At 68.7% G+C, this 12,492-nt stretch carries 11 protein-coding genes and 1 pseudogene; 7 read left to right on the top strand and 5 right to left on the bottom strand.

Going from position 1 to position 12,492, the window contains the following annotated elements:
• Positions 1–109: 109 nt before the first annotated feature.
• Complete coding sequence (locus AB0J87_RS27455; RefSeq protein ID WP_363969604.1) at positions 110–580, top strand: hypothetical protein; 471 nt, start codon at positions 110–112, stop codon at positions 578–580.
• Here AB0J87_RS27455 and AB0J87_RS27450 read toward each other — a convergent pair.
• Both AB0J87_RS27450 and AB0J87_RS27445 read right to left on the bottom strand, forming a co-directional pair.
• Positions 515–1,363, bottom strand: coding sequence for an LLM class F420-dependent oxidoreductase (locus AB0J87_RS27450; RefSeq protein ID WP_363969602.1), 849 nt, complete (start codon positions 1,361–1,363; stop codon positions 515–517). The genes AB0J87_RS27455 and AB0J87_RS27450 overlap by 66 nt on opposite strands.
• 561 nt (positions 1,364–1,924) lie before the next feature.
• Positions 1,925–2,509 carry a TetR/AcrR family transcriptional regulator gene (locus AB0J87_RS27445; RefSeq protein ID WP_363969600.1) on the bottom strand — a complete coding sequence of 195 codons (585 nt, stop codon included), beginning with the start codon at positions 2,507–2,509 and terminating at the stop codon, positions 1,925–1,927.
• A gap of 160 nt (positions 2,510–2,669) precedes the next feature.
• Between AB0J87_RS27445 and AB0J87_RS27440 the strand changes: the two genes are divergently transcribed.
• From AB0J87_RS27440 to AB0J87_RS27430, 3 genes and pseudogenes are all read left to right on the top strand, one after another.
• The gene (locus AB0J87_RS27440; protein WP_363969598.1) at positions 2,670–3,473 is read left to right on the top strand and encodes an alpha/beta hydrolase; all 804 of its coding nucleotides are present in this window, start codon (positions 2,670–2,672) and stop codon (positions 3,471–3,473) included.
• 47 nt (positions 3,474–3,520) lie between these two features.
• Positions 3,521–3,889, top strand: a pseudogene (locus tag AB0J87_RS27435) (dihydrofolate reductase family protein); the annotation flags it as partial.
• The gene (locus tag AB0J87_RS27430; RefSeq protein ID WP_363969596.1) at positions 3,817–5,811 is read left to right on the top strand and encodes a carboxylesterase/lipase family protein; all 1,995 of its coding nucleotides are present in this window, start codon (positions 3,817–3,819) and stop codon (positions 5,809–5,811) included. The pseudogene AB0J87_RS27435 and the gene AB0J87_RS27430, both read left to right, overlap by 73 nt.
• Positions 5,812–6,036: 225 nt before the next feature.
• On the opposite strand, the gene AB0J87_RS27425 is transcribed toward AB0J87_RS27430, so the two are convergent.
• A complete protein-coding gene (locus AB0J87_RS27425) occupies positions 6,037–7,176 on the bottom strand; it encodes a serine hydrolase domain-containing protein (protein ID WP_363969594.1) in 1,140 nt (379 codons plus the stop codon).
• 379 nt (positions 7,177–7,555) lie between these two features.
• Here AB0J87_RS27425 and AB0J87_RS27420 point away from each other — a divergent pair, with 379 nt between their 5' ends.
• From AB0J87_RS27420 to AB0J87_RS27410, 3 genes are all read left to right on the top strand, one after another.
• Entirely contained in the window at positions 7,556–8,437 is an 882-nt protein-coding gene (locus tag AB0J87_RS27420) for a sigma-70 family RNA polymerase sigma factor (protein WP_363969592.1), read from the top strand.
• A 76-nt stretch (positions 8,438–8,513) separates the two neighbouring features.
• The gene (locus AB0J87_RS27415; RefSeq protein WP_363969590.1) at positions 8,514–8,900 is read left to right on the top strand and encodes a VOC family protein; all 387 of its coding nucleotides are present in this window, start codon (positions 8,514–8,516) and stop codon (positions 8,898–8,900) included.
• 175 nt (positions 8,901–9,075) lie between these two features.
• A complete protein-coding gene (locus tag AB0J87_RS27410) occupies positions 9,076–9,483 on the top strand; it encodes a hypothetical protein (protein WP_363969588.1) in 408 nt (135 codons plus the stop codon).
• Positions 9,484–9,541: 58 nt separating this feature from the next.
• On the opposite strand, the gene AB0J87_RS27405 is transcribed toward AB0J87_RS27410, so the two are convergent.
• Together AB0J87_RS27405 and AB0J87_RS27400 are read right to left on the bottom strand one after the other, a co-directional pair.
• A complete protein-coding gene (locus AB0J87_RS27405; protein ID WP_363969586.1) occupies positions 9,542–11,101 on the bottom strand; it encodes an endonuclease/exonuclease/phosphatase family protein in 1,560 nt (519 codons plus the stop codon).
• A 309-nt stretch (positions 11,102–11,410) separates the two neighbouring features.
• Complete coding sequence (locus AB0J87_RS27400) at positions 11,411–12,442, bottom strand: Rv2578c family radical SAM protein (RefSeq protein WP_363969584.1); 1,032 nt, start codon at positions 12,440–12,442, stop codon at positions 11,411–11,413.
• Positions 12,443–12,492 lie beyond the last annotated feature (50 nt).

The following is a 12,492-nucleotide window of genomic DNA, read 5'->3' as shown; positions in this document are numbered from 1 at the left end:
CTCCAGTGTCCACCATGGCGGGCACGTTGACCATGGTCGGCAGGCCGCCGTAGTTGTGCACTCGCAGCCCGCAATCTTCATTACAGATCCTCGCCGCGCCGGCTGACCGATGACGAGCGCGATCACCTCTATCTGCTGTCCCGCCACCGTCCGCGGCCGGCCTGCCGACCTGCACGAGGTGGCGGTCCGGCGCTCCTGCCGGATGCGGCTCGCCCATTCCGCAGTCGGTCCCATCGACCGGCACTGTGAGACTCTGCTCAGCCCCGCCGAGGACCAGCGGCTCATCATCTTCACTCCCGCACTGGGAACCTCCGCGATCGACCACCTGAGGTTGCTCCGCGTGCTCGGCCACGACGACTTCGGCACTGCTCAGATTCCAGCCTTCGCCTGGAACCGGGAGGCCAACCGATCATGCACGGTGATGGGTCACAGGAGGACTGCGCGTCGCCTGCGGTGCATCCGGACGGCCTTCGGCTGCGTACGCAGGTTGTGGTGCGGCTCCACTCCGTCGCGCTCACGTGACCTGTCGCCACATGGACGCGAGCGGTGCCCACGCATCGAGTTGGGCGAGCATCTGTGACTCTGTCCCGGCCGGCAGTAAGAGCAGGCACCGGTCCAGGCCGGCGTCGGCGAGCGTGTCGAGTAGTCGCCGGTCCGGCGGGGTGTTGAACACCGTGATCGGGATCCGTCCCCGGCCGGTGTCGGCGGCACGCCGGCGTAGTGTCACGGCACGCTCACTCAGTTCGACAGCGTCCGCGAGCCCTTCGCATTGCGGGAACCAGCCGTCGCCGAACGCCAGAACCCGATCCTCGGCGCCCGGCCCGTTACCGCCGACCAAGACCGGTGGATGCGGCCGCTGGAGCGGCTTGGGCCAGGACCAGATCGAGTCGAAGTTGACGTACTTTCCATGGAACTCGGCCTCTTCATCGGTCCAGATCCGGCGCATCGCCTGCACTCGTTCGGCGAGCAGCGCCATCCGGGTGCGGGGGTCGGTGCCGTGGTTGGCCAGCTCCATGCGGTTCCAGCCGGCGCCGACGCCGAAGAGAAGCCGGCCGCCGGACAGCCGGTCAAGGCAGGCGACCTCCTTGGCCGTCACGATCGGGTCCCGTTGGGTCACCAGGCACACCCCGGTGCCGAGCTTGAGAGTGCGGGTGACTGCGGCGACCGCGGACAGCGCCACGAACGGGTCGTAGGTTTCGGCATAGGCCCGGGGGGAGCTCCCGTCGGGCCGCCGACTGTGCACGGGGATGTGGGTGTGTTCCGGAAAGAACAGTGACTCGAAACCGCGTTCTTCAATCGCGCGACCGATCGCGGGCGGCTCCATGCCATACGCGCCGGCGAAAGTGGTGATCCCAATATCCACGCCGTCAATCTAGAGGAGGTTCGCCGCGCCGGAAACACATTTTATGGCCCGCCCGTAGTGATCCCCTGGCGCGCCCGGTGTCTCGCCACACTCGCGACAGGACGCACCCGAATCGGCAGATCTGCGTAGGTGCCCGACGGGAGCCACGCTGATCTGCCTCAATGGAGGGTGACGGGGCGAGGCCCTGCTGGGAGATCTGCTCCGTTGCAGTGATCGACATGTGGCGTCGGTTCTCAGGTACTGGGTTGACTCCTGAGCAATGGCAATTGCCGGCCCAATTCTGCGGTGCCATAAAAGAACTGGACCGGTCCGGATACGGTGGCAAATCGTGGCCTGCGATCAAAGTGCCCAGCAGATTCGGCGGCAGCGGGATGGGGCGGCTCGACGCCCATGCTTGTCCGGCACGACGATCCGACGGGCGCGATGATCTTCGACGCGAACCAGGTTTGCCGCCCAGATGTGGCGGCGCGCCAACTGGTGCCAGCGCCACACTGGCACGCTCGTCCTCGCATCGGGAAGCGGCGTGATCCACGACCACACCCGCGCCCACTCGTGGAGGTTCTACCCGGGTGTGCGGTAGGCGGCGAGGAAAACGTGGGCGGCGGCGTCGGCGTAGTGATCGAGCTCGGACGGTGGGAAGCGGATGTCGTCGCCGCAGAACATGACCTTGTTGACCGGGATCGACGAGACGAGCCAGGTGAAGTGATTGGCGGCGAGCACGGGTTCGTCGATCTTCAGCAGTCCGCGGCCTGTCAGTTGCTCGAAGCACGAGGCCAGGGCGGCGTGCACGCGCTCGGGGCCCGCCTCGAAGTAGGCGTGGCCGAGTTTCGGGAAGCGGCCCGCCTCGGCGATGACGAGGCGGCGCATGCGCAGGTGGGACGGTTGTGTGAGGGTGTGGATGAACCGGCGCGCGACCGCCCGCAGGGTGGTCTCGACGTCGTCCGTGGTGGCCAGCTCGCCCATGGCGTTCCGGAAGATCTGGTCGATGCCGACGAGGCGATCGAGCACGATCTGCTCGAACAGGCTCTCCTTGGGCCCGAAGTGCTTGTAGATCGTCTGCTTCGACGCCCCCGCCGCGGTGGCGATCTCGTCGGTCTTGGCGCCGACGTAGCCGTCACGGAGGAACACCTCCAGCGCCGCATCCATGATCCGGCGTCGAGTCTGCGCATGTGGGGGTGCGGCGTGTGGCATTTCGGCCCTCCTGAGTTCGCGCCGGGCGACCGTTGACATCCTCTCGAAGTGTACCGTACGGTACTGTTCGCTCTATCGGTACAGTACCGTACGGTACGAGGTGAAGGGAACCAAGATGGGCACTGTTCAGTCCAAGGACGGCACCGAGATCGCCTTCGACGTATGGGGCGACGGCCAACCACTGATCATGATTGACGGGGCCACCGCCCATCGCGCGGTCAACCCGATCAACGCCGAGGTAGGGCAGCTGCTACGCGATGAGTTCCGGGTCTACGCCTACGACCGCCGCGGCCGCGGCGAGAGCACCGACACCGCACCCTACGCGGTGGAGCGCGAGTTCGAGGATCTTGCCGCTCTGATCGACCACGCCGGCGGGTCGGCCATCGTGTTCGGCTGGTCCTCCGGGGCCGTGCTGGCCCTGCACGCCGTGGCCGCCGGCCTGCCGATCACCCGGCTGGCGCTGTTCGAGCCGCCGTTCGTCGTCGACGACAGCCGCCCGCCGCTGCCGGCCGACTATGTCGAGCGGCTCGACGCCTGCGTCGCTGACGGCCGCCCGGGCGACGCGGTGGAGGTGTTCATGACCGCGGCGGTCGGCCTCCCGGCCGAGATGGTCACCGGGATGCGGCAAAGCCCGGTCTGGCCTCCCACGGAGGCCGTCGCGCACACGATCGCCTACGACGGACGGATCATGGGCACCACCATGTCGGGCGCCCCGCTGCCCCGCGATCGCTGGGCCGCGGTCACCGTACCCGTCCTGGTCATGCACGGCACCGGCACCATGCCGTGGCTGATCACCGGGGCCCGGGCGCTGTCCGATCTCCTGCCCACCGCGACCCTGCGGGCGATACCCGGCGAGAACCACGGCACCACGGCTGACGTGCTCGCCGCCGCGCTGCGGGAGTTCGCCTACGGCCACTAGACACACCCGAAGGTACGCAGACGCCCTACGAGTCCTTCGCCGGCGCCTGGCCCCACTACCAAGGTCCCTTGGCCGACAAGTACAACAGCATGCCGAAGTACGTGCTCTCCAGCACGTTCACCGACCCCGAGTGGAACAACACCCGCGTGATCAAGGGTGACGTGGTCGAGGAGGTGACCAAGCTGAAGGAGGAGGTGGACGGCGAGATCCAGGTGCCCGGCAGCATCCGGCTCGTGCAGGCGCTGATCGCCGGTGACCTCGCCGACGAGATCCGCCTGATGACCTTCCCGGTCATTCTCGGCACCGGCAGGCGACTGTTCGGGAAGACCACGCGCAAGACGACGTGGAGGCTGACCAAGTCCAAGACGGTCGGCGAAGGCATCCCGATCACGACCTTCCAGCGGGCAGGCGGATAACCCTTGCCGCGTCCGCCGGTGAGGCGCCGTCGGCGGCCGGCTTCCTACGTGTCGCGTGCGAGGGGCGTGACTGTCGCTGGCAAAGCAGAGGCTTTCCATGGCCGGCCGGCAGCGCGAACCTCCGTAGTAGGGCTGACCGGAACCCGGCCTGGGGTGCTGCCGGGAGTGTGTCACCAGGTGGTCGGCGCAAAAGTGAACCACGGGCTTTCTTTCTTTTGCATGTGGCAGGGGGAGCGGTGGATCATCTACGCGCAAGGCCGTGGACATTCAGGAGTCGAGGGCGCGGGACGCTCGCGCGAGCCGGCCGGGGCACTCTGGCGGTTGTGGCCGGGCTCGGTCTGTTATGCGGCCCCGCTGCCGCGTGGGCGGAGAACACGGATGAAGCGGGGCAGGGCGCCGTGGTCACGATCGACAGTGGCCAGGTGCGTGGTGTCGTCGCCGGGGATCAGCGATCGTTCCAGGGCATCCCGTTCGCCGCGCCTCCGGTCGGCGACCTGCGGTGGGTCTCGCCGCAGCCGGTCGTACCGTGGGCGGGGGAGCGCGCGGCCACGAAGCCGGGCCCCGCGTGCGCGCAGACCGCCGGTGTGCTGGGCGAGAAGCAGAGCACGAGTGAGGACTGCCTGTATTTGAACGTGACCACACCGCGCGGGGTGAAGCGCGGCAAGCCGCTTCCCGTGCTCGTTTGGCTGCACGGTGGCGGCTTCCGGAACGGCTCTGGCGCCATGTACGGCGCGAGCCGGCTGGCCACCAGGGGTGACCTCATGGTCGTCACCGTGAACTACCGGCTCGGCATCTTCGGCTACCTGGCCCATCCTGCCCTGGAGGGAGCGAACGCCGAGAACCTGTCGGGCAACTTCGGCATCGAGGACCAGCAGGCGGCGCTCCGGTGGGTCAAGCGGAACGCCGCCGCGTTCGGCGGCGACCCCCGCAACGTGACCGTGGCCGGCGAGTCGGCCGGAGGTGCGAGCGCCTGCGCACACCTGATCTCGCCGAAGTCGGCCGGGCTGTTCCACCGGGCGATCATCCAGAGCGCGCCGTGCCTGATGGCGCGCTGGCCGGCCGGGTGGAGCTGGTTGCCACGGCCGCTCGCGCAGGCGTACCAGCATGGTGAGGCCACGGCCGAGCGGCTCGGCTGCACCGACGCCCGCGCCGGCGCCGTGGCAGCGTGCCTGCGGGCCAGGACCTCGGCGGAGTTGCTGGCTCAAAGCCAGAACGAGTTCGCACCAGTGATCGGCGGGCCGCTGCTACCGCTGGGACCGGCCGAGGCCCTCGCCGAAGGACGGTTCAACCGGGTGCCGGTGATGCACGGCGTCACCCGCGACGAGCATGTCACCTTCAACCAGGAGATGGCGGGCGCGCCACCGCTCACTGACGCGGGGTACGTCCAGCAGATCAACGCCTTCTTCGGCGAACGGGCCGCCAAGGTGCTGGCCCGCTATCCGCTGGACAAGTACGGCGAACCTGGTACGAGCCGTGCGGGCCTCGCCATGCAGTCCGTCATGACCGATCACCTCTGGGCGAGTCCGGCAACCGAGACCAACCGGCTGCTCGCCGCCCGCGTGCCGACATACGCCTACGAGTTCGCGGACCGATGGGCCCCCTGGGTGAGCAGCACTCCGGTCGTGCCGAGCTTCCCCACCGGCGCCTTCCACGCCTCCGAGCTGCAGTACCTTTTCGAGGCCGATTACTTCGCCGGCCGGACGTTGTCACCGGCTCAGTCACGGTTGTCCGGCACGATGATCGACTACTGGAGCCGTTTCGCCCACCACGGCGATCCCAACGGAACCGCGACACCGCCCTGGCCCGCCGTACGCGCCGGGCAGGACGACGTCCAGCGACTCGCCCCCGGCGCGTCCGGGATCCGTCCGGTGAACCTGTGCCGGGAGCATCAGTGCCGCTTCTGGCAGTCCCTGGACAGGTGACTGAGCAACAGCTCCTGAGTTGAGTTCTTGGGAGCTTCCCCGAAGTCCGGTAGTCGGCGTTCTCCGGCCTTGTCTGCTCATCGGCTGCCTGACCCAGACCGGATCACCCTCCAGAAACGCGAGACCCAAGATCGCTAGGGGCGAAAGGCTTTGCGGACGCGTTCGCCGTTGTTCACCGGAATGGCCGCGAGCGCGTGCGCGGCGTCGTACCCATGATCGGCACGCCTAGCAGAGAGCGTGGTCGATCAGGGAGGTCGAGGCCTTGATCTGGGGAAGCGGGTCCTGATCAGGGCGGAGTGCGCTGGAGTACGCCACGGAGGCGACGCGGCGGCCGTCGGCGGTGACGGCGTTGTCGCTGATGGCGTTCCACCCGCCCCCGCCGTGGAACCAGACCCACCCGCCGCACGGCAGCCGCCGCTTCATGATCCCCAGGCCGTACCCGGCATCGCGCCAGAAGGCCCGGAACGGAGTGGCCGGCACGGTCTTCGTCATCTCCGCCAGCTCGGTCGGGCGCAGTATCCTGCCCCCGAGCAGCGCGCTGAAGAACCGGTTGACGTCGTCCGGCGTGCTGACCAGCGAATGATCGGATCCGCCCGGGAAATACGTGGTCACGTCCACCATCGGCCCATCCGCCGTGAACCGCTTGTACGTCGTCATACGCGGCTGCGGCAGGAACGGCGACGTACCCGGCGCGTAGGTGTGCCGCAATCCCAGCGGCTCGATCACGCGCTCCAGGAACTGCTGCTGCCAGGGGGTGCCAGTCACCTTCTCAATGATCATACCCGCCAGCACGTAGTTGGTGTTGGAGTACGCCCAGCCCTTGCCCGGCTCGAACGCCGGTTTGTGCCGCATGGCCATCGCCACGAACTCTTCGGGCCGGTAGACGCGGAACCGCTCGCGCCGGAATGCTGACTCGCTGGTCACTCGCTCCAGCGGGACGTCATCGGCATACTCCGGCAGGCCGCTGGTCTGCCCGAGCAACTGCCGCACCGTGATCTTCGCCCCGTCGTTGCCGTTGCCCTCCACCAGTCCGGGCAGCCATCGCTCGACGGTGTCGTCCAGCCGCAGCTTGCCCTCACCCACGAGCTGCAGCGCGATCGCCGCCACGAACGTCTTGGTGGTGCTGCCGATCCGATAGTACGCATTCCACGGGACGGGCTCGCCGGTCTTCAGGTCGGCCACGCCGCTGCGGGCGGCCGAGGTGCCTCTCGGGGTCGTGGCCGCGGCCAGGACGCCGGTGGCCCCGGTGGCCTTGAGCGCGTCGGCGTCGCGCTGAAGCTGCTTGGGCTGGTCGGCGGCCCAGGCCGGGGTCGCGATGGCGATGCCGGTAAGGGCCGCTGCGGTGACGAACTGCTTGATGTTCATGATCCCCCAGCCTTCCGCCGAGGGGCGGGTTCCGCCATGAGGGATCCCCCGGTCTGATCCCTGGCCCACCCTCGGCCGAACCAGGGGTCGAGCGCATCAAAATCCCACGCCGGCGGCCACGGATCAGCACACGCAAGGTCACGCTATAACGAGCGACTCCCCGATGGTGGTGGTCGGACAGGGCAGCCGGAGGTCCGGGCCATGGCTGAGGTTGATCAAGGGGACGAGTTCACGCGTCGGGGACCTCCGTTGAGCCGGCCCAGTCGCGCCCGTGGGGACTGCGATCTTCTTGCCTGCCGGCATGTTCCTGTCGCGAGGTCACATTCGCGATGTTCGGTCGGTCAGTGCTGTAACACGAACGGACGAACGGGTGTGGCGGATGGACGACAATCAGTGGTTGGCGGAGCGATTTGAGGCGCATCGCGCCCAGCTCAAAGCTGTGGCGTATCGGATGCTCGGATCGGTGAGTGAGGCCGACGATGCCGTCCAGGAGGCGTGGATCCGGCTGAGCCGCTCGGACGCCGGCGAGATCGGTAACCTCGGCGGATGGCTGACGACGGCGGTGGCGCGCGTCTCGCTGAACATGCTGCACGCACGCCGAACGCGACGCGAGGAGTCTCTGGACGCCGTGCACGTGCCGGAGCCGATCGTCGACCGCGTCGATGGCACCGACCCCGAGCATGAGGCGCTGCTGGCCGACTCGATGGGCCTGGCCCTGCTCGTCGTGCTGGAGAAGCTGAGCCCGGCCGAGCGGCTCGCCTTCGTGCTGCACGACATGTTCGCGGTGCCATTCGACCAGATCGCGCCGATCGTCGACCGTTCCCCGGAGGCGGCACGCCAGCTCGCCAGCCGCGCGCGCCGCCGCGTGCGCCTTGAGGAGACGGTCCCCGACAGCGATCCCCGGACTCAATGCGAGGTCGTCGAGGCATTCCTGGTGGCCGCGCGTGAGGGGGACTTCGACCGGCTGGTCTGCGTGCTGCACCCGGACGCGGTGCTCAGAGCCGACGTCGGTCCCGCCCCTGGGTCGGGCGAGGTCCGCGGAGCAGAGGCGATCGCCCGCCAGGCGGTGACCTTCTCCCGGCTCGGCCTGGCCATTGAGCTGGCGCTGATCAACGGCGCGGTCGGGGTGGTCACCAGGCGGGACGGTGAGCCCGAGTCGGTCGCCGGATTCACCGTCAGGGGCGGCAGGATCGCCACGATCGACATTCTCGCCGACCCCGAGCGCCTCCGCCGCCTCGACCTGACTCCGCTCGACTGGTGACCCGGAGGCCGGTGGTCACATTCGCTCGTCGCCATCGGTCATACCGGTAACGACCACGAACCCAGGAGGGACAACGATGCTGAAAGAAATCGCGTACGCGACCGTGTTCGTCAGCGACCAGGACAAGGCGCTCGACTTCTACACCAACGTGCTTGAGTTCGAGCAGCGGTTCGACAACCCGACGCCCGACGGACCACGGTTCCTGACGGTCGGTCTCCCCGGGCAGAAGTTCCAGCTGGTTCTGTGGCCGGGGACACCCGGGCATGCCCAGCCGCTCAAGAGCCACACCCCAGGGGCGTACACCATCGACACCGGAAACTTCCAGAAGGCATACCAGACGCTGAAGTCACGCGGCGTGCAGTTCGATACCGAGGTGCTCGAGTACCCGTGGGGCTGTCTCGCGGTCTTCCAGGATCCCGACGGCAACCGGCTGCAACTGCGCGAGGTGCGAGTAGGCCGCTAGTCACCAGCCCGTCGTCGATCGAAACAGGACACCCGAGCCCAGGCTCGGGTGTCTTTCACATCGGCCGGCCCTCGAGTTCCGTCGCCGGTAAGGCGGCGCTGCCCCGGATTTCCGCCGGCGGTTCGCCAGGGAGGTCGCCGTCGCCCAGCAGGTCGGCGGGGATTGGACGGCCGCCGTGCTGGCCGCCGACCCGGAGGCGGCATTGCCCTGGATCCCCACGGCGTACGTCGCAGGGCCGACGCCGCACCAGGTAGTGGGTGATCGACTTCGGCATCATCCGCCCCTTGAGTTCCACAGGCGAGCGGCCGTGCTCCTGGTGAGGACGGGATCGGGCGGCGGAGCTGGACGACCGAGCTCTCGCTGCGGCGCCGCCGAACTCGATGCCGAACCCGGCCGCTTGGCGATCCATCATCCGAAGCGCACTGCCGAGTTGTTGACGCAGCCCGACGGCGTGGATCTCCTGAGCTGGTTGCGCGAGGTGGTGCCCGATCTGCCCGAGCCTGTGATGTCGGCCGGGCAGCCCGTGGTGTCGGGGTCGGTGGTCGAGCGTTACGGCTACAACGCGACCGGTACGGACCGCTGACTCCGTACAGGTCGCTTCTTCCCGCGCCTCCGCAGGTCACGTCCCCCCGCTTGGGCGGTCAGAGCCGGGAGGTGCGGAACGTGGTGAGTACGGCGGCGTGGTCCGAGGACCAGGCGTTGCCGCGGTGGTTGGGGACGGCCGTCGGCGTGCCCTCGACCAGGGCGCTGGAGCCGGTCACTCGGAGCGGGCCCGCGTAGTAGACGAAGTCGATCCGGTCCTGCGGCTCGGGCTCTCCCTTGTGCGGGTCGTACCCGTAACCGCCGGTGAACACCGGATAGATCGGCGACCAGGTGATGCCCGGCGCGGTCACCGGGTTCGGGTGCGCCACCCGGTAGGAGTCCCGCAGCCCCGCCTGCGCGGGCAGCACCGAGGTCGGCCACGGGACCGTGGTGTACCCGCACCGGCGCGTGTCCTTGGTCCAGTCCAGATGGGACGGGGCGTTGAAGTCGCCCGTCAGCAGCACCGGCGTACGCCGCGCCGCGGCCAGGTCCGGTGCCATCTCGCCCAAGACGGCCTGGATCTGGGGCGTGCGCCCGGAACGCTCCTCGTTGGCCAGCAGCTGTTCCTGCGTCAGCTTGCCGAAGCACGTGTCGTACGGGCCGTACGGGTTGTAGCCGAGGTGGACGTTCCACACCACGACGTCCTGGCGCTCGCCGATCCGCACCCGGACCTTGGTCGCCACCGACAGCGGGCCGCTGTCCACCGGAGCCTTGCGTTCGGTGATCGGGTAACGGCTGATCACGCCGATGTCGGTGCCCGACTGGTGATAGTCCCAGCCCAGCGCTTCGGCCAGCTCGCGGGTGGAGACGGCCGAGGTCTCCTGGAGACCCACGACGTCCACATCGGACTGGAGCAGGAACCGCAGCTCCTTCTCCCGGCCGCCGTCGACCTGGCTGCCGCTGTGCCACAGGTTGAAGCTCATCGCCCTGAGCTCGGGCACCAGGTCCTGGCCCGGCCGCCGGACGTCGATGCCGACCGTCGCCGTGCTGGTCTCGGCGCGCGTGTTGCGGGCCTCGACCCGCAGGGACTCCGGACGCAGCGAGTCGCGCAGGCGCGGCGTCCCGGTGACCTCGCCGTCGGCCGACACGCTGATCCACCGCGGCCCGCTGACCTTGCGGAAGGTGAGCCCGTCGGTGTCCCCCCGTACCAGACCTCCCACCCTCGCCTGGTACGGGGCGAGGGCGCGGGCGTTGCGCAACTTGAAGGCGTCGGTGACGAAGTGCAGCGGCGCGTCGCTCGTGATCCGGACCTTCACCGGCGCGGCGAGCCACTGGTAGCCGTCCTGCGCCAGAGCGAAAACGAGGTAGTTGCCCGGCTCCAGCCCGTCGGTCGGCAGGGTGGCCGCACCGCTTTCCCCGGCGATGTACGTCCAGCGCACCGACGGACCGACGAACTTCTCGTCCACCGGGCCGTCGCCCGGGTCGGTGTAGAGGCCGAGCCAGTTGGTCGGATCGGGGCGGGGCGTGGTGTAGGACGCCTTGATCGGCTCGCCACGGCGCACGGTCGACGAAGCGAGTGTCAGCGCGCCGTCCGGGGCAGCGGACACCGACGCCGACGCCGGGACCGCGCCAGTGGACAGGACGAGCATCGCCACGACGAGCGACTTGAGCCAACGCATTCGCGCCTCCTTGATCTGCACCAAGCAGCGTCGGCCGGGCCGGTGACGATCATGTAAACGGGTAGTGGCAAACCGCTGGCGGCCTGGGGAAACCCTGGGCCGCGATGCCGTTGTGCGCCGATCAAGGTGCCCCGTCTGGCGAGACCTTGATGAACAGGAAGCTCGCGCTCCACACGACGGCGAGAGCCACGAATTACGCACCGACCGACCCGGCACACGCCGTCGAGTCCGCCGACGTCATTTCCTGCGCCGGCCCATGATCGCGTACGGGATCGGCGCGGCGAGGGCCGTGATGGTGTCGCGAGGAGCTCAGAGCAGGCGTAGCTGCTCCGGCTCGTGCGTGACCAGCGCGGGCCGGGGTGGGATACGGCGGGCCATGGCCGCGGTGGCGCGGCCCACGCCGTGGCGTTCGGCCAGCTCCTTGACCAGGCCCGTCACCCGCTCCTGGTACGCCTTGGGCGCGTACGCGCCGCGCCCGTACAGCTCCAGATAGCGCGGCACCAGGCGCGGATGCTCGCGCGACAGCCACCCCAGCCACCACTCCCGCGCCCCCGGCCGCAGGTGGAGCACGATGGGGACGATGTGGGTGGCGCCGGAGGCGGCGATCTCCTTGACGGTGGTCTCCAGCTGGGCGGGGGAGTCGGTGAGGAACGGGAGGATCGGGGCCATCAGGACACCGCACGCGATCCCGTTGTCGTTGAGCGTCGCGCACACCTCGAGGCGCCTGCGCGGGTTGGGGGTGCCCGGCTCCACCGCGCGCCACGCCTCCGGGTCGACGAAGCCGACGGACACGCTGGTGCTCACGTCCGCGACGTCCGCGGCCTCCGTCAGCAGGTCGAGGTCCCGCAGGATCAGCGTGCCCTTGGTGAGGATCGAGAACGGGTTGCGCGCGTCGCGCAACGCGGCCAGGATGCCGCGCATCAGCTTGTAGCGGCCCTCCGCACGCTGGTAGCAGTCGACGTTGGTGCCCATGGCCACGTGGTGGCCGCCCCAGCGTGGCGAGGCCAGCTCCTTGCGGGCCAGCTCGGCGGCGTTGACCTTGACGACGATCTTCGAGTCGAAGTCCGCCCCGGCATCAAAATCTAGATATTCATGCGTTTTTCGGGCAAAACAGTAAATACAGCGATGCGTGCACCCGCGGTAGGGGTTGATCGTGTACTCGAACGGGACCCGGCTGGCCCCCGGAACCCGGTTGATGATGGATCTGGCCCGGATCTCATAGAAGGTCATCCCCCTGAACTCGGGCGTGTCGAAGGTGCGGGTGACCGCGCCGCGAGCGAACAGCGGCACGGCCGGATCGTCCTGGCCGGGCCCGGCCAGGCGCAGGTTGTCCCAGCGCATGCCATGATTAGAACAAGAGTTCGAGCATGATCGCAAACTGAAAAGAGGTT

The sequence above is a fragment of the Nonomuraea sp. NPDC049625 genome (assembly GCF_040675285.1).
GTDB classification, from domain to species: domain Bacteria; phylum Actinomycetota; class Actinomycetes; order Streptosporangiales; family Streptosporangiaceae; genus Nonomuraea; species Nonomuraea angiospora_A.
This window is presented reverse-complemented; position numbering and strand designations above follow the sequence as displayed.

Coding starts and splice junctions, on each gene's coding strand:
- AB0J87_RS27425 (WP_363969594.1), bottom strand. CDS start 7,176: ATGAACATCAAGCAGTTCGTCACCGCAGCGGCCCTTACCGGCATCGCC.
- AB0J87_RS27415 (WP_363969590.1), top strand. CDS start 8,514: ATGCTGAAAGAAATCGCGTACGCGACCGTGTTCGTCAGCGACCAGGAC.
- AB0J87_RS27455 (WP_363969604.1), top strand. CDS start 110: ATGACGAGCGCGATCACCTCTATCTGCTGTCCCGCCACCGTCCGCGGC.
- AB0J87_RS27405 (WP_363969586.1), bottom strand. CDS start 11,101: ATGCGTTGGCTCAAGTCGCTCGTCGTGGCGATGCTCGTCCTGTCCACT.
- AB0J87_RS27400 (WP_363969584.1), bottom strand. CDS start 12,442: ATGCGCTGGGACAACCTGCGCCTGGCCGGGCCCGGCCAGGACGATCCG.
- AB0J87_RS27440 (WP_363969598.1), top strand. CDS start 2,670: ATGGGCACTGTTCAGTCCAAGGACGGCACCGAGATCGCCTTCGACGTA.
- AB0J87_RS27420 (WP_363969592.1), top strand. CDS start 7,556: ATGGACGACAATCAGTGGTTGGCGGAGCGATTTGAGGCGCATCGCGCC.
- AB0J87_RS27445 (WP_363969600.1), bottom strand. CDS start 2,509: ATGGATGCGGCGCTGGAGGTGTTCCTCCGTGACGGCTACGTCGGCGCC.